Origin of the sequence: Marinospirillum sp., from assembly GCF_035271045.1 — a bacterium.
Classification (GTDB): Bacteria; Pseudomonadota; Gammaproteobacteria; order Pseudomonadales; family Halomonadaceae; genus Marinospirillum.
Window position 1 is genome coordinate 1 of the sequence record NZ_DATESC010000003.1, and the last position, 20,964, is coordinate 20,964.

27 protein-coding genes are annotated in these 20,964 nt (G+C 42.6%); 14 read left to right on the forward strand and 13 right to left on the reverse strand.

Annotated elements, in window-relative coordinates; all coding sequences use genetic code 11:
- Window positions 1-294 precede the first annotated feature (294 nt).
- Window positions 295-819, forward strand: a complete 525-nt coding sequence (locus VJY63_RS02035) for a MarR family winged helix-turn-helix transcriptional regulator (RefSeq protein ID WP_324048067.1) — start codon at window positions 295-297, stop codon at window positions 817-819.
- On the forward strand, window positions 809-1,387 hold the full coding sequence (locus VJY63_RS02040) for a plasmid pRiA4b ORF-3 family protein (protein ID WP_324048068.1): 579 nt from the start codon (window positions 809-811) through the stop codon (window positions 1,385-1,387). The genes VJY63_RS02035 and VJY63_RS02040 overlap by 11 nt, the downstream gene beginning before the upstream one ends.
- Before the next feature lie 107 nt (window positions 1,388-1,494).
- Here the strand turns inward: VJY63_RS02040 and VJY63_RS02045 are convergent, their stop codons facing one another.
- The 3 genes from VJY63_RS02045 to VJY63_RS02055 all read right to left on the reverse strand — a co-directional run bounded on the left by VJY63_RS02045 (window position 1,495) and on the right by VJY63_RS02055 (window position 3,548).
- Window positions 1,495-1,758 carry a Txe/YoeB family addiction module toxin gene (locus VJY63_RS02045; RefSeq protein ID WP_324048069.1) on the reverse strand — a complete coding sequence of 88 codons (264 nt, stop codon included), beginning with the start codon at window positions 1,756-1,758 and terminating at the stop codon, window positions 1,495-1,497.
- Entirely contained in the window at window positions 1,751-2,005 is a 255-nt protein-coding gene (locus tag VJY63_RS02050; RefSeq protein WP_324048070.1) for a type II toxin-antitoxin system prevent-host-death family antitoxin, read from the reverse strand. Before VJY63_RS02050 ends, VJY63_RS02045 begins: the two co-directional genes overlap by 8 nt.
- A gap of 130 nt (window positions 2,006-2,135) precedes the next feature.
- The gene (locus VJY63_RS02055) at window positions 2,136-3,548 is read right to left on the reverse strand and encodes a DUF6880 family protein (protein ID WP_324048071.1); all 1,413 of its coding nucleotides are present in this window, start codon (window positions 3,546-3,548) and stop codon (window positions 2,136-2,138) included.
- A gap of 368 nt (window positions 3,549-3,916) precedes the next feature.
- On the opposite strand from VJY63_RS02055, the gene VJY63_RS02060 reads away from it, so the two are divergent.
- From VJY63_RS02060 to folE2, 3 genes are all read left to right on the forward strand, one after another.
- Entirely contained in the window at window positions 3,917-4,549 is a 633-nt protein-coding gene (locus tag VJY63_RS02060; protein ID WP_324048072.1) for a LysE family translocator, read from the forward strand.
- A 153-nt stretch (window positions 4,550-4,702) separates the two neighbouring features.
- Window positions 4,703-5,278: a nucleoside triphosphate pyrophosphatase gene (locus tag VJY63_RS02065; protein WP_324048073.1), complete on the forward strand. Its 576-nt coding sequence runs from the start codon at window positions 4,703-4,705 to the stop codon at window positions 5,276-5,278.
- Between the two features lie 175 nt (window positions 5,279-5,453).
- Entirely contained in the window at window positions 5,454-6,362 is a 909-nt protein-coding gene (gene folE2 / locus VJY63_RS02070) for a GTP cyclohydrolase FolE2 (protein ID WP_324048074.1), read from the forward strand.
- A gap of 56 nt (window positions 6,363-6,418) precedes the next feature.
- Here the strand turns inward: folE2 and dapF are convergent, their stop codons facing one another.
- Window positions 6,419-7,270: a diaminopimelate epimerase gene (dapF, locus tag VJY63_RS02075; RefSeq protein WP_324048075.1), complete on the reverse strand. Its 852-nt coding sequence runs from the start codon at window positions 7,268-7,270 to the stop codon at window positions 6,419-6,421.
- 314 nt (window positions 7,271-7,584) lie between these two features.
- Between dapF and VJY63_RS02080 the strand changes: the two genes are divergently transcribed.
- Together VJY63_RS02080 and VJY63_RS02085 are read left to right on the forward strand one after the other, a co-directional pair.
- Window positions 7,585-7,923 carry a P-II family nitrogen regulator gene (locus tag VJY63_RS02080; protein WP_324048076.1) on the forward strand — a complete coding sequence of 113 codons (339 nt, stop codon included), beginning with the start codon at window positions 7,585-7,587 and terminating at the stop codon, window positions 7,921-7,923.
- Between the two features lie 28 nt (window positions 7,924-7,951).
- Window positions 7,952-9,226: an ammonium transporter gene (locus tag VJY63_RS02085; RefSeq protein ID WP_324048077.1), complete on the forward strand. Its 1,275-nt coding sequence runs from the start codon at window positions 7,952-7,954 to the stop codon at window positions 9,224-9,226.
- Window positions 9,227-9,314: 88 nt separating this feature from the next.
- Here VJY63_RS02085 and VJY63_RS02090 read toward each other — a convergent pair whose 3' ends face one another.
- The 4 genes from VJY63_RS02090 to VJY63_RS02105 all read right to left on the reverse strand — a co-directional run bounded on the left by VJY63_RS02090 (window position 9,315) and on the right by VJY63_RS02105 (window position 12,450).
- Window positions 9,315-9,992 (reverse strand): AcfA family outer membrane beta-barrel protein, encoded by a 678-nt coding sequence (locus tag VJY63_RS02090; RefSeq protein WP_324048078.1) that lies wholly within the window; start codon window positions 9,990-9,992, stop codon window positions 9,315-9,317.
- Between the two features lie 41 nt (window positions 9,993-10,033).
- Window positions 10,034-10,399 carry a NirD/YgiW/YdeI family stress tolerance protein gene (locus tag VJY63_RS02095; protein ID WP_324048079.1) on the reverse strand — a complete coding sequence of 122 codons (366 nt, stop codon included), beginning with the start codon at window positions 10,397-10,399 and terminating at the stop codon, window positions 10,034-10,036.
- Window positions 10,400-10,480: 81 nt separating this feature from the next.
- A complete protein-coding gene (locus tag VJY63_RS02100) occupies window positions 10,481-11,797 on the reverse strand; it encodes an ATP-binding protein (protein ID WP_324048080.1) in 1,317 nt (438 codons plus the stop codon).
- The gene (locus VJY63_RS02105) at window positions 11,794-12,450 is read right to left on the reverse strand and encodes a response regulator (protein WP_324048081.1); all 657 of its coding nucleotides are present in this window, start codon (window positions 12,448-12,450) and stop codon (window positions 11,794-11,796) included. The genes VJY63_RS02100 and VJY63_RS02105 overlap by 4 nt, the downstream gene beginning before the upstream one ends.
- 149 nt (window positions 12,451-12,599) lie before the next feature.
- Between VJY63_RS02105 and VJY63_RS02110 the strand changes: the two genes are divergently transcribed.
- The gene (locus tag VJY63_RS02110; protein WP_324048082.1) at window positions 12,600-12,920 is read left to right on the forward strand and encodes a DUF6172 family protein; all 321 of its coding nucleotides are present in this window, start codon (window positions 12,600-12,602) and stop codon (window positions 12,918-12,920) included.
- Window positions 12,921-12,952: 32 nt separating this feature from the next.
- Here the strand turns inward: VJY63_RS02110 and slmA are convergent, their stop codons facing one another.
- Genes slmA through coaBC form a run of 5 tightly spaced genes read right to left on the reverse strand, consistent with a single transcriptional unit; the run spans window position 12,953 to window position 17,698 of the window.
- Window positions 12,953-13,561: a nucleoid occlusion factor SlmA gene (gene slmA, locus VJY63_RS02115; protein WP_324048083.1), complete on the reverse strand. Its 609-nt coding sequence runs from the start codon at window positions 13,559-13,561 to the stop codon at window positions 12,953-12,955.
- A 37-nt stretch (window positions 13,562-13,598) separates the two neighbouring features.
- Complete coding sequence (argB, locus tag VJY63_RS02120) at window positions 13,599-14,510, reverse strand: acetylglutamate kinase (RefSeq protein WP_324048084.1); 912 nt, start codon at window positions 14,508-14,510, stop codon at window positions 13,599-13,601.
- A gap of 30 nt (window positions 14,511-14,540) precedes the next feature.
- Entirely contained in the window at window positions 14,541-15,935 is a 1,395-nt protein-coding gene (locus VJY63_RS02125) for a phosphomannomutase/phosphoglucomutase (RefSeq protein ID WP_324048085.1), read from the reverse strand.
- A gap of 27 nt (window positions 15,936-15,962) precedes the next feature.
- The gene (gene dut / locus VJY63_RS02130; RefSeq protein ID WP_324048086.1) at window positions 15,963-16,439 is read right to left on the reverse strand and encodes a dUTP diphosphatase; all 477 of its coding nucleotides are present in this window, start codon (window positions 16,437-16,439) and stop codon (window positions 15,963-15,965) included.
- Window positions 16,436-17,698 carry a bifunctional phosphopantothenoylcysteine decarboxylase/phosphopantothenate--cysteine ligase CoaBC gene (coaBC, locus tag VJY63_RS02135; protein ID WP_324048087.1) on the reverse strand — a complete coding sequence of 421 codons (1,263 nt, stop codon included), beginning with the start codon at window positions 17,696-17,698 and terminating at the stop codon, window positions 16,436-16,438. Before coaBC ends, dut begins: the two co-directional genes overlap by 4 nt.
- Before the next feature lie 82 nt (window positions 17,699-17,780).
- On the opposite strand from coaBC, the gene radC reads away from it, so the two are divergent.
- The 6 genes from radC to VJY63_RS02165 all read left to right on the forward strand — a co-directional run bounded on the left by radC (window position 17,781) and on the right by VJY63_RS02165 (window position 20,949).
- On the forward strand, window positions 17,781-18,455 hold the full coding sequence (radC, locus tag VJY63_RS02140; protein ID WP_324048088.1) for a RadC family protein: 675 nt from the start codon (window positions 17,781-17,783) through the stop codon (window positions 18,453-18,455).
- A gap of 117 nt (window positions 18,456-18,572) precedes the next feature.
- Entirely contained in the window at window positions 18,573-18,809 is a 237-nt protein-coding gene (gene rpmB / locus VJY63_RS02145; protein ID WP_324048089.1) for a 50S ribosomal protein L28, read from the forward strand.
- Window positions 18,810-18,841: 32 nt separating this feature from the next.
- The gene (rpmG, locus tag VJY63_RS02150; protein ID WP_324048090.1) at window positions 18,842-18,997 is read left to right on the forward strand and encodes a 50S ribosomal protein L33; all 156 of its coding nucleotides are present in this window, start codon (window positions 18,842-18,844) and stop codon (window positions 18,995-18,997) included.
- 87 nt (window positions 18,998-19,084) lie between these two features.
- Window positions 19,085-19,942 (forward strand): bifunctional DNA-formamidopyrimidine glycosylase/DNA-(apurinic or apyrimidinic site) lyase, encoded by an 858-nt coding sequence (gene mutM, locus VJY63_RS02155; RefSeq protein WP_324048091.1) that lies wholly within the window; start codon window positions 19,085-19,087, stop codon window positions 19,940-19,942.
- 73 nt (window positions 19,943-20,015) lie between these two features.
- Window positions 20,016-20,384 carry a SirB2 family protein gene (locus tag VJY63_RS02160; protein WP_324048092.1) on the forward strand — a complete coding sequence of 123 codons (369 nt, stop codon included), beginning with the start codon at window positions 20,016-20,018 and terminating at the stop codon, window positions 20,382-20,384.
- Window positions 20,385-20,415: 31 nt separating this feature from the next.
- The gene (locus VJY63_RS02165; RefSeq protein WP_324048093.1) at window positions 20,416-20,949 is read left to right on the forward strand and encodes a hypothetical protein; all 534 of its coding nucleotides are present in this window, start codon (window positions 20,416-20,418) and stop codon (window positions 20,947-20,949) included.
- Window positions 20,950-20,964 lie beyond the last annotated feature (15 nt).

A 20,964-nucleotide genomic window follows, 5' to 3' on the forward strand; every position in this document is an offset into this window, starting at 1 on the left:
AAACACCCATAGCAAAGACAGGTAGCGTAGTTAATAGGCTTGATGTGGTATGCGTCATGCCTGTAGCGGCTTCAATCAGGTCAAGCAAAGGGCTGATGGAAGCTAGTGCAGGGCGCAAATTAAGTGCGACTCCGATGATGATAAAAATTAGTATTAGAGAAGTGCGTTGATGGTGCATGCATTTACCTTTATGTGAAGTATCTTGATGTAAAGGCATATTGCTATTTGATTTATGTTCAGTCAAGCTTTCTGCTTTACAATTTATTAATGGATACAAGTTAAGAGGTGGTCAGGATGAGTGATCGTATTGCCAAGATGGAGTTGCAATGGCACGAAGAATTAGCGCCGTCAGAGATTCGTGCTATGGCTTTAGTGGGGTATTTACTAGAAACGGCTCATTTGCTAGATCGTTATTGGCTTAGTCCAATGGCGGCTGAGTATAATCTTCAAAAAGGAGAGTTTGATGTTATCGCTACCTTGAGGCGAGCGGGTAAGCCTTACCAACTTACACCGACTGAGTTGCATCAGAGTTTATTGCTAACTTCTGGTGCAATGACGAGTCGTTTAAATCGGCTTGAGAAAGCAGGGTTGATATTACGTCAGCCTTCGCCGCTAGATAGACGCAGCGTGCAGGTTCACCTCACGTTAGTAGGTTTAGAGTTGGTTAATAAAGTACTGCCTTTACATATAGAAAATGAAAAAAAAGCATTATCAGTGTTATCCGAAAATGAACAGCAACAGCTTAGTGTATTGTTAAATAAGTTAACACTTGGTTTAAAGAGTAAAAAAGGGAGTAGAGTAAATAAATATGGTTATTAATTTAAGAGAAGTCTATCAATTAAAAGTCCAGTTAAAAGGGATTCGTCCTCCAGTTTGGAGACGATTTTTGGTAACCAATACTTCTACACTTGAAGAATTTCACCACACTATTCAAATTGTAATGGGTTGGACAAACGCTCATTTGCATCAGTTTATATCTGGATCATCAAGATATGGGAGGGTAAATCCAGAGTTTGGTATGGATTGGGATGATGATTTACAAGATGAAAACAATTTTAAAGTAAAAGACCTGCTGAAAAGTGAAGGTGACACTCTTGTCTATGAATATGATTTTGGTGATGGCTGGAAACACAAAATAACATTAGAAAAAGTCCTTCCTTACGATAAAAACCAGTTTCTACCACTTTGTATCAAGGGTAAGCGAGGTTGCCCACCAGAAGATGTTGGTGGAGTCTGGGGCTATGCTGAGTTTCTCGAGAAGTGGGTTGATGAAAATCATCCCGAACATGAAGACTTAAAAGAATGGGCTGGTGATTATTTTGATCCAGAAATATTTGACCTGATTGAAACAAACGACCTATTGGAAGAAGTATTCACTAGTCTATAACAAGGTGCTTTGAGGTGAATAATAACTTTTTTCAATACTAGCGCACCTTAGTAAGTAAAAGCTGACAGAAGCTGAAGTAAAGTTTATAAAACAACCACTTAAAATATTTAGTAATGATAACGACACGAAATAATCGTAATCGCCTTATCATTAACGGCATAAACAAGCCTGTTGGTATCATCAATGCGGCGAGACCAGAAACCAGCCAAACTTTCTTTTAAAGGCTCAGGCTTACCTATGCCATCAAAGGGTGAACGCTTAACCTCATTGATAAGTTTGTTAATTCGTTTAAGCGTTTTTTTGTCTTGTGTTTGCCAATATAAATAGTCATCCCATGATTCATTAGTCCATGCTAGTAACCGACTAGTCATCAACTAGGTCTCTTTGGCTAACTTTACCCGCTTTGAACTGCTCAATAGAACGATTCAAATGTTCTGCATTGGCTGGCGAACGTAATAAATGCACTGTCTCCATTAGGCTGTTGTAATAATCTAAGGACATAACCACTGCATTTTCAGCATCACGCCGAGTGATTATGGTTGTGCTTGCATCATTGACTACGGCATCTAATACCGCTTTTAGGCTGTTTCTAGCCTCTGTAAAAGAAACAATTTTCATACGATCTCTACCTATACAATTAACAGGACAAGTATAGGCTTGAAGCAGTAAGTTGTACAATAAAATGGACAGGTTGCAAGGTGGCCAGCCCACAACTGCTGATTAGAGGCTACCGTATTATTTGCAGCATTTATGCTTTGCTACCTTTAGCTGGATACCCTGCCTCACGCCAAAAGGATCGTTTCAGCCCATGCTTGGCTTGCAGCGTTGCAATAAACTCTCCTGCACTTTCTAGCTCTCGATAGTCGGGGTTTTTCTTCTTATCTAGCGTTAGTAAGGTGTTAAAATAACGTGCTGCATAACGATAGGCTTTGCTGTAGCCGCGCCCTAGCACATCTAATAACAACAGACGATAACAAACAATCACTGCCAGTGTTTGCCCCGCTTCTTCAAACACATCCAACCAAGATAGAACCGTTGCATAATAACTTTTTGTCAATCTTTCATGCTGGGTTATTAAATACTCAGCGGCAGTATCTAGCTGTTCGGTAAATAACAACATAACCAACACTTCCTCTGGGTCATCAAGTTCATTGGCTCTAGCTAACAACTCAGCCGTAATGTCTTTTTGTTCATTTTTATCTGCATGAGACCAGTAAGCACTTAAGGTAAAATGTCGTGGTTTGTCTTGCCATTCGCTTAGCAGGTTTTCTTTTAGCTGTTCAATATTACCCTGCTTCTCTAGCAGTAAATTTTTTAGGCTGGTTTGGAGTCCTTGATTTGTATGCCACTCTGGTTGTTGCAGCCAGTATTCTGCCCGATCAAATCTTTCTAGCTCTAAGGCATAATGAATAATATCCTCCAGCTGAAAACTATTGGGTTGTGGACTGCTAATTAATACAGAGCGCTCATACAAGGAAATATCCTCTAGTGCCTTTGCCACCTGACTCAAACCTAAGCAAGCATGCGATAATGATGAATTATATCGATCTGTTATATCTGTGCGCAAAGTAGCCTGGGCGTCACGCTCGAAGCGTTCAGCCAAACCACGCAACTCAGTTTTTCTTAACAAGCAACTGCTGTCACTGATGATGCTATCAAAGCAGCTGTAATCATTATGGGTGTAGTAGCCAAGAACCACGTCAACCCAGTTCCGCGCCTCTGGTTTTTTCTCACGCACACGGCTAGCAACCTGTAACCATAACTGCACAGCTTCATGCATCAGATCGCCAATATAACCGTTAGAATCATCCACTCGCTCAAACAACCGATCATGGCGTTCCAGCAATCTATCTAGCAGTGCCAGCGCCTGCTCTGCATTATTTTCAGCCAAAGTAGCTATGCCTTGCAAAAGATGTACACCTTGTGCATTTAAAATATGGGCTTCATGGTAGTGAAAAAATTTATCTGATTTCGTCAGGCTTTCAAGCTGTTTTGCTAGCTGTGAATGATTTTCCGCTTCTCCAGTAAAACCCTGCTCGCCACTAAGGGCTAGGTAGGTAGCAATGATTTCGTCAACACCGTCATAGTATTCTGACAAGTAATCAATCAAAGCTATTAGGGTGTCTTTGGGTAGATGCTCTAGCTGGTTTTGTATGCCCATCGTTGCGGATATCCTCTTTATAGTGCCCGTACCATTATGCCTCCAGAAGCAAGGCAGCCCAGTTAGCAACAGAAAAATGCCAGTATTGTAAACAGTACTTGGTGATGAGCAAGCTGAACCAATAAAAGGGCTGATTAACCCATAAAATACATTAGAATTACGTATAAATAGAGGCTTATTAAAAGCTGAAAATTAGAAATATACAGAGTAAAAGAAACACTGAACAAACCTCAGGTACACTGCAGTTTTTGGTAAACTAGCTCATCCACTTCAAAGTTGAGTCGGATACAATATAACAAGACACTCGGCAGCAGCTTATAACAACACGCCCTGAGGTGGAGAATAACTTTTACAAGTTAAGGGTTTTTATGAGTACAGAGCTCTACATTTTCTTTTTTATTACCACCATTATGCTTGTTTTGGTGCCTGGGCCTTCAGCTATTAGGGTTGCAACTCAAGGCGCTTCAAGTAACGCTAAAATGGCATTTTTTAGTGTGCTAGGCGTTGCTAGTGCCGATGCGCTATTTTTTGCCTTATCTGCTACAGGTATTGCATCATTAATTGTGGCATCAAACCTTATATTTTCAGTTATTAAGTGGCTTGGTGTGCTTTACCTTTTTTACTTGGGAATTTCGGCAATTTTTTCTAAAACAGCGGTTATTAAAGTTAAAGCGCAACGCACTAAAACAACAGCAACTAAGGCTTTTTCTCAAGGTTTGATTGTTCACCTAGCTAACCCTAAAGCACTGATGTACTTTGCTGCACTTTTACCCCAGTTTATTGACCCGAACCAACCCCTTGCATTCCAGCTACTGCTTATGGGATTTACCTGCATTCTGGCTGACTTGTTGGTTTACAGTATGTTTGGTTATGCGGGTGGTCAACTAGCAAGAAGGCAGCTAAAAACTTGGGTGGTAAGTGTTATTAATAAGGTTGCTGGTATAGCCCTAATTGCCACCGGAATAAGAATGGTCGGTTTAGAATCGCTAGGTAGTAAATGAAGTAAGCAGTATTGGAACGTGTGTTTAATGACTCAGATTTAACGATAAAACTTGGCTGTAAATTAATAAGATTGGTTGAATTGGCAGAACGTCGTAGAATGAACACTTACGCTAGACATACATCTTTCCGCTAATTAAGAATATTAACGATCTATGCAAATCCTACTCGCTTCTAGCTCCAGTTACCGCAAGGCGCTGCTGGAGCGTCTGCACCTTGCCTTTCAATGTGCATCGCCTGAGATTGATGAAACCCCCAAGCCTAATGAAACTGCTGAGCATCTCGTAAAACGCCTAGCGTTTGAGAAAGCTCGCAAAATTGCGTCTCTTTACCCCAATGCGCTAATCATTGGCAGCGATCAGGCTGCGGTGCTTGATGGCGCTATTATTGGCAAACCGCATACGGTTGAAAATGCGGTTAAACAATTGCAGCAGGCGAATGGAAAAACGTTGCAACTGATGACAGGTCTTTGTCTTTATAACAGTCATACCGAGAAGTACCAGCTGGATATGGTGCCCTTTGCTGTGAATATGCGGTGCTTGTCAGATGAGGCATTAAGGCGCTATGTAGCGCTTGATAAGCCTCTGGATTGCGCGGGTAGCTTCAAATGGGAACAGCTAGGTATTGCCTTGTTTAGTTCTATGCAAGGTGACGATGTCACAGCGCTACAGGGATTACCCTTGATTCGGTTGATTGATATGTTGCAGGAAGAAGGGGTGATGGTTCTGTGAAGGCTTCCCCTCAGATCTAGGCCGTCATCCAACCAGATATATTTTTTGCTGTGGCACAGGATTATTTGTCAATTCTGATTGTTATGTTATAACATAATTCTGTTGCCACTAGTTGGTTTGTAAAGAATCCCTCTCTCCTCCCACTTTTTTGTCCTTGATTATCGAAAGGAAAGTTATGTACAACTTTGAACGCCTACCGGATGTTACCTCATACCATCATTCTGATAATCCATTGTTATTGCAGTGGGTTGGCATGGAGGGCATCGCTGTGCCGTTTTCTATGGCCATCCTAGCAGGCGAATATTTGCAAATAGCGGCTAAGGCGGATTTATTTGTAAGCTTGGATAGCAGCACGGCTAAAGGCATTCATATGTCGCGTTTATATTTGTTGCTGAATAGCCAGTTGGCGGGTAAAACTCTGGATAGGGCAACCCTAGAGCAATTGCTGGATAGCATGGTGGACTCTCAGGCGAACATTAGCGAAAGTGCGAGGGTGAATTTAGATTTTGAACTTCTGTTAAATAAGAATGCTTTGCTTAGCGGTGAATCAGGCTACCAGTCTTATCCGATTAAACTCAAAACTGAGAAGCGAAAAGGTATTTTTAGTACAGAACTGGAAATCGTTATACCTTATTCCAGCACCTGCCCTTGCTCTGCATCGCTGTCACGCCAGCTATACAGTGATGCCATTGACGCGCAATTTGGTGATGCAAAAATCGATAAAGCGGCGTTGTTAGCTTGGGTACAATCTGAGGCAGGTTCAATTGCTACTCCTCATAGCCAGCGTTCCTATGCTTACATTCGAATTAGCCTAAGCGATCACAATTGGCCAGACATTCCTAAGCTTATTTCTCAATTAGAAAGTGTGATCGGTACGCCGGTGCAAACGGCGGTAAAGCGAGTTGATGAACAGGAATTTGCCCGACTCAATGCACAAAACTTGATGTTCTGTGAGGATGTGGCAAGGCGCATCAAGAGTGCTTTGGAGTCTATGCCATTTGCAGTGAATTACTGGTTCAAGGTTGAGCACCAAGAAAGCCTGCATGCCCATAACGCCGTGGTTATCGACCAAAAAGATTTATAATTTAATTGTCGATACTTTCTACCGCCATTTTATTTTAGACCGCTATATTAGGATCGCTATTGAGTAAAAGTCCATACACCTTCATACAAGGTAATCGCAGGGCCTTCCATCCAGACGGGCATTTTGTCACCAGCCCATTCTATTTGTAATTCGCCGCCTTTAAGCTGTACCGTCACTTTAGAATCTAACCAGCCAGCCCGTTGACCTGCCACTACTGCCGCGCAAGCACCCGTACCACAGGCAAGTGTTTCACCTGTACCGCGTTCGTATACTCTAAGTTTAATGGTGTCTCGCGCTACCACTTCCATAAAACCGACATTCACTTTGGCAGGAAAGCGAGGGTGCGACTCTAAATATGCCCCTAAACGCTGCACTGGTGCATTCTCAACATTGGCAACCGATAATACAGCATGAGGATTACCCATATTCACCACGGCAAGTTTGATGGATTCACTGCCTGTTTCTAATGCATAAAAATTCGCTTCTTTATCCGCAATAAAAGGAATATCAACGGGTTGAGTTTTTGGAATACCCATATTTACTTTAACTAATCCCGTACTTGTTATGTTGAGCTCAATAATGCCGGTACGCGTCGCAACCCGAATAGGATTTTTCTTGGTTAAACCTTTGTCGCGTACATAAAGCGCAAAACAGCGCGCACCATTACCACACTGCTCAACTTCGCTGCCATCAGCATTAAAGATGCGATAGTTAAAATCAACGGTTGCTTGTGTTGCTGCTTCTACTAGCAAAAGTTGGTCAAAGCCTACGCCAAAGTGACGGTCGGCTAGTTGTTTAATCTGTTCAGGCTTTAGTTTTATCGGTGCTTGAGTGGCATCTAGCACCATAAAGTCATTACCCAAACCCTGCATTTTGGTAAAGGTTAAAGGGATAGAAAAAGTGTTCATATTTAAGACTCCATTCGGTTGAATTAGAAAAAGTGCTAGTTAGAAAGCTACTTAGCTAAAAGTGTGCCAACCTTAAACCTAGTCTAAAAACCTAGTGTAAAGCCTTACATAGCAATGGCTGATTACGTATTGGTACGCAATCTTTGTGCATCAGCTGTGCGTTTGCACTTTAATGGTGCATTGCTACGTCAATGTATGCATTGATAACTAACTAACTAACTGAAATATATAGCTATTTAATTATTGGCACAGCTAATGCAAATATCCATTTGTATTGTAGATAGACCCGTTATTTTTACTACAAGGAGCAACCTATGAAGCTAATTTCTGCTGTTATTAAGCATTTCAAACTTGACGATGTACGCGAGGCTATTTCCGAGGTTGGTGTGCAGGGCATAACAGTCACAGAAGTTAAGGGTTTTGGCCGACAAAAAGGTCATACTGAACTTTATCGAGGGGCTGAATACGTTGTCGATTTTTTACCAAAACTTAAAGTGGAAGTGGCTGTTGGTGATGATAAAGTTGAATCAATTATCAGTGCGATAATGCAAGCTGCTTACACGGGTGTTATTGGTGACGGAAAAATTTTTGTAACTAACTTAGATCAAGTTATCCGTATTCGCACCGGTGAAATGGGTGCCGATGCTATTTAAGTAAGTCACACGGTCTAAGGAGGCCAAAATGGAAAACAATCTCTTTGCTTTACAGTATGCGCTAGATACTTTTTATTTTCTGATCGGCGGAGCCTTTGTAATGTGGATGGCGGCAGGTTTTGCCATGCTAGAATCAGGCTTGGTACGTGCTAAAAATACCACAGAAATTCTGACTAAAAACATTGTGCTTTATGGACTGGCTTGCACGCTTTATCTAGCCGTAGGTTATCAATTAATGTACGGCGGTGGTTTTTTTCTTTTTGGTATTACTGAGCTAAATGTTGATGATGTACTTGCCTCATTTGCTACGCGTGAAGATGGCTTCAATGGTGCGGCTATTTACTCGCCTGCTGCTGACTTTTTCTTTCAAGCTGTATTTGTTGCGACTTGTATGTCGATTGTGTCAGGTGCCATTGCTGAACGCATGAAGCTTTGGATATTCTTATTCTTCACTTTAGCAATGACTAGCTTTATTTATCCTATTAGTGGCAGTTGGGCTTGGGGTGGTCAAGATGTGTTTGGTTTGTTTTCTCTTGGTGATGACTTAGGATTTAAAGATTTTGCCGGCTCTGGTGTTGTGCATTTTGTAGGTGCTTGTGCTGCGCTGGCTGGGGTTATTTTACTTGGTCCTCGCTTAGGTAAATATAATGAACGTGGTGAAGCACGTGCTATTCCAGGTGCCAATTTACCACTTGCTACGCTGGGTACTTTTATTCTTTGGTTAGGTTGGTTTGGTTTTAATGGTGCGTCGGTACTAAAATTAAGCGACATTACCAGTGCCCATGCAGTGGCTGTTGTATTCTTAAATACCAATGCAGCGGCTTCAGGTGGCTTAATTGGCGCACTTATCATTAGCTACTTAAAGTTTCGTAAAGCTGATTTAACCATGATTTTAAACGGTGCTTTAGCAGGCTTGGTTGCTATCACAGCCAGCCCCGATACACCCACGCCAGTATTAGCTGTGCTTATTGGTTTAGCAGCGGGTGTTCTGGTTGTCTTCTCTATTTTATTAATGGATAAAATGCAGTTAGATGACCCCGTTGGTGCCATTTCTGTACACGGTGTAGCAGGCTTGTTAGGTATCTTGGTTGTACCGCTTAGTGCTGAAGGTACTAGCTTTTTAGGTCAGTTGGCGGGTGCCGCAACGCTTTTTGTTTGGGCCTTCTCTATTTCATTCGTTGTGTGGTGGTTGTTAAAAAGACTCTTTGGTTTACGTATTAGCGCAGAAGATGAATACCAAGGTGCTGATATTAGTGAATGTGGTATGGAAGCTTACCCAGAGTTTTCTAACAAAAAAGTTTAGCTATAAAATAATATTTAAACTTTTATAAGCTGACCCCTGAACGTTGGATCGCCAATTTTCAGGGGTTTTTGATTGAGATCAAAAAGCTTTAAAAAACCCAACCAATATTGCCTAATAATGTTGAAGCGGTATTGTAGTCATCAACGGCTATTGCTGCTTCAACACCCAGCATTAAATTGGGCGCAATTTGGGGTATAAGCGTGTAATTAGCGCCTAAACTAATGATGCCACCCCAAGCGGTTTCAGTGGTTTTATTGTGACTAACAAGGTAATCATATTCCCAATCAGGTCCAACTTTATCTTCTTCCCACGATTGCGTGTGTGAGCTGTTAAGCTCGTAATCGGTGTAGGTTAAACCTAAGCCACCTTTAAGCGTTAAGCGTGCATTTAAGTCATAAAAATACATACCTTTAACTGAAAACTGCTGCGCTTTTAGGCTGCTGTTCCACTCTTCCTCGTATTCATTAGGTAGGCCGCCAGTAATGCCTAGGGGTAAGGCTGGAATATGGGTATAGGTTTCCCACTCTTTTGATGCATCGCCTTTGTATTGACTGTAACTGACTTCAAAACCGAATGCCTCATAACGCTGACCTAAAGTGATTTGAAGAGCACTTTCACCGCTGTCAGGTTTTAATCGCGTGTTGTCGGAGAAAACAGTTTCAGTCTCGTGATCTAATTCAATCATTCCCATACCAAGCTGTAGGTAAGTCTGAGAAAAAGCAGCAGGTGAGGCAATAAGTAAAGTAAATGCAAGGTATTTACGCATTTTTAATTCCATTAAAAGTTAAGTTTATTGAGTCAAAGTATTTATTGCGTTAAAACTTTAAGCCAACGCACTTCAAGTTCCGTTCTGTCCCAATCTTGATCTATTTCTCCTTGTAATTGCACCTCATGCTGATCGGTAATTTGAATGCCTTGCCAAAGATGATCGTCAATTTCAACAATCAAAGAATCGGTATTTTTTTGTAAAAGGTATTCATCATCAGACAGGCGCTTAACGATGTAGCCACGCACACTGACAAGGCTGTCATCGGCTGCTGATGTCGCTTCGGTTAAGGTCATGCTGGTATAACCTTGCTGTGGCCCCATAGGTTGACCACCCTCTGCTAATATAGAAAAAGATGGCAGTAATAATGCGGCCATTACAAGGGGTTTTAGATAGGTTGATTTCATAAGTTAGCACCTGAATGAGTTGATGCACCCAGTATGAAAGCCAAATGATTAAGTTTGCATTAAGTAGAGGTTAAGTGGGCATTAAGTGAGCTGAGTAATGGGTTGTAGTTTTATACTTAACCCAGGCGTTGTGTTGTGCATCTCTATTTTCAACCTATGCAATGCTGCAATTTGCGTAACAATCGACAAACCCAATCCAAGCCCTTTGCTGCGTTGATCTTGACGAGTAAACGGCTGCATCATCCGTTGCTGTTGATCTTGTGGAATGCCTAAGCCGTTATCTTCTACAGTTAGCTGCCAATTTTTACCTTTTGATACCAAGGTTAACGTGACTTGGCTTGCGCCTGTTGCATGGCGCAAAGCATTTAGTAAAAGGTTTTCAACCAAAAGTGTTAACAGCGTTGAGTCGCCTTGTAGCAAGGTATCGTCGAGGCTGCTGTTAAAAGTGATGCCTGCTGCGATAAACTTTGATGTAAGGCGGTGACTTAAACTTTGTAGCGGATCTTTTAGATTAAAAGTTTCACAGTGTTGCTGCCAGTTTGAAGCTTCAAGCCTTGCCAGCGTTAAAAGTTGTTCAACAACACGAATTAAACGATCCACTTCCTGTCGCATAGCCTGTGTATCTAAATCCGGCAAAGAAAGCTCCAGTTTCAGTGTGGTCAGTGGTGTTCGCAGTTCATGCGCGACATCGCTAGCAAAGCGTTTTTCTCGGTTTAAAGTTTGTTCAATGCCTTTGATTAAATGGTTTAGGCTGTTGGTTATGTCCTGTAATTCTGCCACAGGGCTAGTTTGGGGAAGGGCGCTTAGGTCTTTTGCATCGCGTTGATGCAGTAGCCCTGCTAGTCGGCTTAATGGACGGACAATAACCATCAGCAATATCAGCAGTATTAAAATACTCAAAGTATTGCCAATCAAAATGGGCATAATGACATCTTCAGTGACATCTGATTTAAAGTCTTCTGCTAGATCATCACGGCGTAATAGCTTAACCAAAAGATCACCTTCTCGCAGTTGATAACCTTTCCAGATATGATCTTGGTGAAAGACCTGAGTTAACCCTGTTTGTGTGCTACCAAAGCTTTTTGGAAAGCCAAAATTACTGGTATACCAGTCTTCTTTTAGGTGTTCTACCGAGATTAAAAAGGTATCTTCAGCATCATCAATAAACGACTCGCCAAGAAAAGCTTTTAATTCATCCGGTGCTATATGACCTTGATTAATTAAGCGAGCGAGCAGTTGTGTTTGCTGTTGAATGTCTTCATAAAGCAATTCGCTTAACTCATCATCAACCGCCAACCAAGTCACTAAAATGCCAGCAAAGCCTGTTAATACAATGCTAAGACCCAAAATGCTAGCCAATTGACTGAGTTTAAAATGCCGTTTAAAGTTTGGCTTCATAGATTAACCAACCTAAATCCTTTGCCGCGCAGGGTTTCTATTCGTTCTTTTCCTAATAAGCGACGTAGTGCATGGATATAAACATCAAGGGTATTGGATTCTGCTTCATTGCCAAGGCTGTAAAGTTGTTGAATTAAACGATCACGGGAAACAGGCTTGCCAGCGGTATGTATTAGCACGCTGAGTAACTCGTATTCTTTACGAGGCAAAGACAAAACTTGGTTGTTAAGGTGAAAGGTTTCTTGGGATGGATCAAACGACAATTCACCACAGGTAAGTATGGGGCTTGCTTGACCGGCAGCACGGCGCAGCAAAACGCGGATGCGGGCTAAGAGTTCTTCTGGCTCAAAAGGTTTTACCAGATAATCGTCAGCGCCAGTGTCTAAACCTTTTACTCTTTCATCTAAGGCATCCCGTGCCGAGACAATCAATACGGGTAGCGTGTTTTTGTCTTTTCGCAGCCGAGTCAAATAATCAATACCATCACCATCGGGTAAGCCTAAATCCAGCAGTAATAATGAATACTCCGTCGCTTGCAAATGTGCTTTGGCTTGCGTTAAAGAGCGCACCCAATCAACACGGTAATGAGGTTTGAGCAATCGCAGCAAAACATTGCCCAGCGGTAGGTCATCCTCGACTAACAATAAATGCATGGTTTACTCTCAAAACAGATGGTTTGATATTTACTGCCATTAAATTTACCAACATTAAAAATTGGCAGTTAACTTTTTCACATCCATGTAGAATGCACTTTTAGCCATAACTCAGCTTTTACATTTGAACGTACACTCGTAGGAACACCATGAAAAAGATTTTTGTTTTAACTCACCCTAAGTTGCAGCCTGCTCGTTTAGTGGATTCAATTAAGTATGAAATTAAAAAATACCTTAAAAGAGAACGTAAAAAAACGCTACCTGAAGGTATGGATTATTGGACTTTTGATAGCCGTTTTGGTGCATCAGAAGCGGCAGCTATCACTATTTATATTTCTGAAATCAACGAACACATTGATGCTGCTGTCGCGCAACAATTGCCTGAATTTTATGTGGAAGTTATCGCCAGAGCCAGTAAACATGGCCCGCGCCCTGTTGCAGCAGCGCCAGCCGATGAAGAGGAAATCTAGGTTTTAAATAACAGCTTTAAGCAACGTTAAATTTAGATCACCAAGCTGCTGGCTAGGTGTTCCCACTGTATGCGCCATTCATGGGTGGGCTTGCGTTGAAAGCCGCTGCGTACAAATTGTACGATGCGGCCTTCAATAATGGCTAATAACAAGCTTGCAGTAGCAGTAATAGGCAACGCTATTTCAAGGCCTTCACGTATTTCAGCTTCCCTTAAAACCTGTTTGATTTGTGCTTCAAGACGGTCAAATAAACGGTTAATCCGATAATGCAATTCAGCGTCTTCACCCACTAACGCTTCACCCGTAAGGATACGACACAGGCCAGCGTTTTGTTCTGCAAAGGCCAATATCAGCATTAATAAATGTTCACAGCGTACTAAGGTAGTGCTGTGTTCTTTCATAATAATGTTGATGCGAGTAAATAGGCTTTCTTCAATAAAATGAATTAAGCCTTGGTACATCGCTGCTTTATTATGAAAATGTATGTAAAGATCCGCCTCACTTACGCCAACTTCCTTCGCTAGCATGGCTGCAGTAATGCGTCCTTGACATTGCTCTTCCAAAATTTTTGCTAATACTTGTAAAATCTCATCCTTACGTTGTATCGTTTTTTTTTGCTCAGTGGGTTGCTTTTCTAGCACTTGGATTACCTGTTAAGACTTGATCAAACTTGGCCGTTTAGCTATCACTTTGATTAGTGATTAATGTACCCACACCCGTATTAGTAAAAATCTCTAATAGCGTGGCATGAGCAACCCGACCATCAATAATGTGTGCTGTTTTCACACCACCTTTAACGGCATCTAAAGCACAGTTAATTTTAGGTAGCATACCACCATAAATAGTACCGTCAGCAATCAACTCATCCACTTCAGCCGTTGATAAGCCCGTTAATACCTTGCCTTGTTTGTCTTGTAAGCCAGCTACGTTGGTTAACAAAATTAACTTTTCTGCTTGTAAAGCTTCGGCCACTTTACCTGCCACTAGGTCGGCATTAATGTTGTAAGAAGCGCCTTTAGCATCCACACCAATCGGTGCAATCACGGGAATAAAATCACGGTTAGTCAGCATTTCAATTAACGAAATATCCACCGATTCAACTTCGCCAACATGACCAATGTCAATAATTTCAGGTGCAAGCATTTCAGGTGTTTGGTGTTTAACTTTAAGTTTTTTGGCGCGAATTAATTGACCATCTTTACCCGTTAAACCAATGGCTTTACCACCGGCAAGGTTGATTTGAGTAACGATTTCTTTGTTAACCAGGCCGCCCAGTACCATTTGCACCACATCCATTGTTGCACTGTCGGTAACACGCATTCCATTCACAAAACGTGATTCAATGTTTAAGCGCTCTAATAAATCACCAATTTGTGGGCCGCCACCGTGAATAACAACAGGGTTAATGCCCACTTCTTTTAGCAGCACTACGTCACGGCAAAAAGAATCAATTAAGTCTTCTTGTGTCATGGCGTTGCCGCCGTATTTAATCACCAGCGTTTTACCAGAAAACTTTTGAATGTAAGGCAAGGCTTCAGACAGTACGGTAACAACCGTTTGTGGATTGGTAGTGGACGGCGTTGTAGTCATGGTCGGTTTCTCGATTATAAGGTTGGTTCATTAAAAATTCAGTTTAATACTGGCATCAATTTTAGCTAAAGCGTCACGAAAAATATTACTGATTCTTGCCAAGGCTTCAGGTGTTTTACCTTCAAAGCGTAAGACTAATACGGGCGTAGTATTGGACGCGCGGCACAATCCCCAACCATCTTCATAATCAACACGAATACCATCTAACGTGGTTTTTTGTCCATCACCAAATGCACCCTCTTGAGCAAGTTTTTGCACAAGATCAAATTTATTGTCATCGGTGACATCAATATTAATTTCAGGGGTGCTTAAATCTTGTGGGTATTGGTCAAAAAAAGCATCCGCATCTAAGTCTTGGGCGGCTAAAATTTCGAGTAATCTTGCTGCAGCGTATAAGCCGTCATCAAAACCTAACCAGCGTTCTTTAAAGAAAATATGCCCACTCATTTCGCCGCCTAATAAAGCACCAGTTGCTTTCATGCGTGCTTTAATTAACGAGTGACCCGTTTGCCACATTTCAGGTTCGCCGCCAGCAGCGCTAATAACTTTACCTAAATTGCTGCTGCATTTTACATCGTAAATAATTTTGGCAGCAGGGTTACGGCTTAACACATCTTCAGCAAAGGCCATCATTAAATGGTCAGGAAAAATCAGTCGACCCGATGGTGTAATAACGCCTACTCGGTCGCCATCACCATCAAAACCTAGCCCTATATCGGCTTGATTAGATTTAACATTAGCAATCAAATCTTTTAAATTCTCGGCTTTACTAGGGTCTGGATGGTGGTTAGGGAAAGTGCCATCAATTTCGGCAAACAGCGCAATAACCTCACACCCCAGCGCTTTTAATAAGCGGGGTGCCAGTTCGCCAGCCACGCCATTGCCCGTGTCGGTGACAACTTTAAGTGGGCGCTTTAGTTTGACGGAAGCAAGAATGGTATTGATATAATCGTCTTTTATATCAGCGGCTTTTTCAAAGCCTTGACCGTGTTTAAAGTCGGCTTCAACAATGCGCCGATAAAGGTCAGTAATGGCTGCGCCGTGCAGGGTTTCGCCAGCCAATACACATTTAAAACCGTTGTAATCGGGTGGGTTGTGGCTGCCAGTCACCATAATGCCAGAGTGAGTTCCCTCTAATTTTAGCGCTGCATAATAAAGCGTCGGTGTTGGCACTATTCCAATATCAATCACATCACGGCCGGTTTCAAGAATGCCTTTTTTAAGGGCATTCACCATGTCTAGGCCCGAAATACGCCCGTCACGCGCTACAACAATCGTGGTTTCACCCCGTGCTGCAGCTTCAGAACCCAGTGCTTTACCTATCAGTTGCACGGTTTCAGGGGTTAGAGTTTTTCCAACAATGCCACGAATGTCATAGGCACGAAAAATAGAAGCAGGTACGTTATTTATAGATGCGTGGCTCATAATAAATCCTCTAAGCGTAAATAAGGTTTAGTTGCGGCCAGAACTACCAAAGCCACCAGCGCCACGTTCTGTAGCAGTAAAATCGCTGATAACTTCAAGCTCTGCTTGTATCACAGGCACAATAACGTATTGGGCTAGGCGTTCGCCAGGTTCTAAAGTGAAAGCCGTTTGCCCACGATTCCAAACAGAAATCATTAATTCGCCTTGGTAGTCAGAATCAATTAAGCCTACCAAGTTACCTAACACAATACCGTGTTTATGACCTAACCCAGAGCGTGGCAGAATAATACCAGCAAGGCTAGGATCGGCTAAATGAATCGCTAAGCCCGTTCGTACTAAATGAGTGCTGGCGGGTTCAATCACTAAGGCTTCGTCTAGCAACGCACGCAAATCCATACCGGCAGAACCTTTGGTTGCGTAAGTGGGTAAAGGAAGGCTAACCCCGATTCTTGCATCAAGGATTTTTACTGCAATCTTTGGGTGTTTTATTTCATTTGTTGTCATGGCGTTTGTTGTTCCTTATAAAAGGCTAGAATTTTTAATAGAAGCTGTTTGCCTAACACTTGTTTGCTGCTTTGCGGTAGCGGTTTGCGGTTTGTTTTTTGGTCTTGGCGTGTCAATAAAATGACACGGTTTTCATCGCTGCCAAAACCGATGCTGCTGTCGCTGACATCGTTAGCAACAATGGCATCTAAGTTTTTACGCATTAATTTATCTTGAGCATAGGCTTCAACTTGTTGCGTTTCAGCAGCAAAACCGACACAAAAAGGGCGTGGATTTTGTGGGTCTTCAGCCGCCTTTGCCATTGTTGCTAAAATATCAGGATTCTTTACTAGCTTTAAAATCAGTTCATCTTGGTTAGCTTGCTTCTTTATTTTTTGATCGGCAACGGTTTCGGCACGGTAATCAGCCACCGCAGCGCAGGCAATAAAAATATCGGTACTGCTGCGTAGTTTTTCACAGGCTTTTAGCATTTGTTCTGCGGTAATGACTTGAGTGCAATTAACCCCAGCAGGAATGGTTAGGTTTACAGGGCCAGAAATAAGTTGTACTTCTGCGCCGAGTTCTGCGGCTGCCGCCGCTAGGGCATAGCCCATTTTTCCAGAACTATGGTTAGATAAATAACGCACGGGGTCTAACGGTTCTTGGGTGGGGCCTGCAGTGATTGTTATGCGTAAACCTTCGCCTAATTTTTGGACTGGTTTAGGCTGATGTGCTTGAAAGCAGTTTTCTATCCAAGCCAGTAGTTCTTCGGGTTCAGGTAAACGCCCAGCTCCAACATCGCCACAAGCTTGCTCGCCTTCTGCTGGCGGAATAAGGGTGTAACCTAGCGCTGCTAATGATTTGGCGTTGCGCTGGGTGGCTGGGTGCTGCCACATGGCTTGGTTCATGGCTGGCGCTAGGTGAACAGGCGCTTTGCTGGCTAGGCATAAAGTGGTTAATAGGTCACCTGCCTGCCCATTGGCTAAACGTGCCATTAAGTCGGCAGTGGTGGGTGCAATAATAATTAATTCTGCCCAGCGAGCTAATTCTATATGCCCCATACCGGCTTCTGCTTCAGGGTCTAACAAGCTAGTGTGTACGGCATTACCTGTTAGTGCCTGAAACGTCAGCGGTTGGATAAAAGCTTGTGCGCCTTGCGTCATTACCACGCGAACATCAGCGCCCGCTTTAACTAATAAACGGGCTAAAAATGCACTCTTGTAAGCAGCAATGCCGCCGCTGATGCCTAGCAATAGGCGTTTGTTAGTAAGTCCTGTCATGGATCAATTAACCCCTAGGTATAAGGACGCTAACCTTACCATGTTTCGTATTTAACTGAGTAATCAGACAAGGAGGTGGATAATGGGAATTAATAATTGGCCAGCAGATGAACGCCCCAGAGAAAAACTTTTGCAGCGTGGGGCTGCTTTTTTAACTGATGCAGAGTTGTTGGCTATTTTTTTACGCACCGGTGTTTCTGGTAAAAGCGCGGTTGATGTTGCAAGGCATTTATTACAAGAATTTGGCGGTTTAAGACCCTTGTTGTTAGCGAATCAAGAAAGCTTTTGTGCCCACTTAGGATTAGGACCTGCTAAATTCGCCCAGTTGCAAGCCATGCTAGAAATGTCGCACCGTTATTTAGAAGCTGAATTAAAGCGCGGTGAAGGTTTAACCAGTCCTGAAGCAGCTGGGCGTTATTTAAAGTTACAGCTGCGCGATTTGCCGCATGAAGTGTTTGCTTTATTACTGCTTGATAATCAACACCGAGTATTGCATTTTGAAGTGTTATTTCGCGGTACCTTAGACGGTGCCTCGGTTTATCCGCGTGAAGTGGTTAAGTTAGTCTTGGCACATAACGCTGCTGCAGTCATAATGGCGCACAATCATCCGTCGGGTATTGCTGAACCTAGCAACGCTGATGAGTTGATTACGAAGAGATTGAAAGAGGCTTTAGCTTGCGTTGAGGTACGTGTTTTAGATCATCTTATCATTGGTGATGGAGAACCTGTGTCTTTTGCTGCCAGAGGTCTGCTATAATGCGCCAGCTTTTTGACCTAGATGGTTTGTCGGCTTGCCTGCGGGCTTCCCTTCTGGTATAAAGGCGCCTTTCATTTTTCTAACACCTGCGCCCTTAATATCGACTGGAGGCATATAATGTCCATGGTTTGCCAGGTTACCGGTAAAAAGCCGTTAGCCGGGAACAATGTTTCCCACTCGCAGCGTAAAACGCGTCGTCGTTTCCTGCCAAATTTGCACACTCACCGTTTCTGGGTTGAGTCACAGAAAAGCTTCGTTAAGCTACGTGTATCCAGCAAGGGTATCCGTACAATTGACAAGCTAGGTATCGAACAAGTTTTGCTTGATATCGCAAAGCGCGGCGAAAAAGTTTAGGTACTGCTTAAACATTTACTGGAGCAATAAAGATGCGTGAGAAAATCAAAATGGTTTCAAGTGCCGGTACTGGTCACTTTTACACCACTATGAAAAATAAGCGTAACACCCCAGAAAAACTGGAACGCAACAAGTATGACCCAGTTGTTCGTAAGGTTGTTATTTACAAGGAAGCTAAAATCAAGTAATTGATAAGCTTCTCTTGTTGAAAAAACCCGGTCTGCGCAGGTGGCCCGGGTTTTTTTATGTTTTTAAATGCTAGCTAGGAGGCCGTTATGCCAGAGTTGCCCGAAGTTGAAACAACCCGTAAAGGCATTACACCTTGGTTAGAAGGTCGCGTGATTGAAAAATTAGATATACGTCAGCCTAAATTGCGCTGGCCGATTCCAGATGATTTAGCGCAGCGCCTTGTCGGTTTAACGTTAGCGCCTTTGCAGCGCCGGGCTAAATATTTAATTTTTCCGGTGCTTGAAAATAACGGACAAGAAGCTAACTGGGGTTTTCTTTGGCATTTGGGTATGTCGGGTAGTTTGCGTTTAGTAACCGCTGATGAGCCGTGGAAAAAACATGACCACGTTGAATTAACGGTGGCTGCTTTGCCTAGCGATACAGAAGTACCATTACGGCTGCGTTACCATGATCCCCGTCGTTTTGGTGCTTTATTAGACTATCAAGGTGCTGCTTTTGAACATTCGCTTTTAAAGAAGTTAGGGCCAGAACCTTTAAGCGCTGCTTTTACTGCTCAAGCACTTTTTCAGCGTTCTAGAAACCGCAAGCTAGCGATTAAAGTATTTATTATGGATAACGCCCAAGTAGTGGGGGTCGGTAATATTTATGCCAGTGAAGCCTTGTTTCGTGCGGGCATCGACCCTCGTAGCGCTGCTGGTACCGTAAGCTTAAAGCGTTACCAGCGTTTAGTTGAAATTATTCGTGACGTATTAGCCGCAGCGATAGAGCAAGGCGGCACGACGCTGCGTGATTTTGTGGGTGGCGATGGTAAACCCGGCTATTTTGCACAGCAGTTAGATGTGTATGGCCGCAACGGTTTGCCTTGTAAGGTTTGCAGCACTGTTTTGCAGGAAGTAAAACTAGGTCAACGTTCCAGTGTTTGGTGTGCAACCTGCCAAGCTTAATGCCGATTTAATTTTGCATCTGCTAAAATGCTGCTTTTATTTTATTAACGAATTTTATTAGGGGTTTGCGGTTATGGGTTATGACGCATTTAAGCATCTGCATCTGCTCACCATCACGATTAGCGTGGTGTTTTTTATGATTCGCGGCGCTTCCGCTTTAATGGGCGCTCAGTGGATTCACAACAAGTGGGTAAAAATTATTGCCCACGGTAATGACACTATTTTACTGATTGCTGCGTTAGGGCTTTGTTATCACTTAAATCAATGGCCTTTTTATAACTCGGCTTGGGTAACGGCTAAGGTAGTTGGTTTGTTGGCTTACATTGCTTTTGGCACGATTGCGATTAAACGCGGCAAGTTTTGGGCTTATGCTTTAGCTTTGTTAAGCGTGGCTTACATTGCTTGGGTGGCGATTAATAAAGTACCTTTTCCTGCTGTTTAAATTTTTTTTCTAATAACAATAAAGGTTAACTATGAACATTGACTACCGCTGGACTGAAAATCACTTCGTTCGCCTTGCGTTGTATGATTTTGAATTAGGACCGCGTAGTGGTCGAGGTAAAGCAACCATGTGGCTGGTGATTATTACCCTTACTGGCTTACTGGCTATCAATATAATGCACCGTGGGTTTAGTTATTCGGTTTGGGATTTAGTATTGGTTGCTGCTGGCTTGTGTTGGTATGCGCTGCGTGGCAGATTAATGACGCGTATGTTTGTGCGAGCGTTTAAGCGTTCTGGTATGGAAGGCGTTAATCTTAAATATAACCTTGAAGAAGAGCAGATTAAAATTCAAGTGGATACTAAACCTGAGCAAGTCCTTGAGTGGTCACAAATTAAACAGGTTATTCGTACGCAAGAAGGTTTTTTGGTGTATCCAGGCCCTATGTGGTTGCCTGTTGCACGGATTGAAGAAGAGCGAACGGCTGATGAATTAGGTGCTTTTTTACGGCGTAAAGTGGTTGATTACCGTGATAAGAGCCAGCACAAGTTAAAGCTAAAAGATTAATAGGAAAGTTTTAGA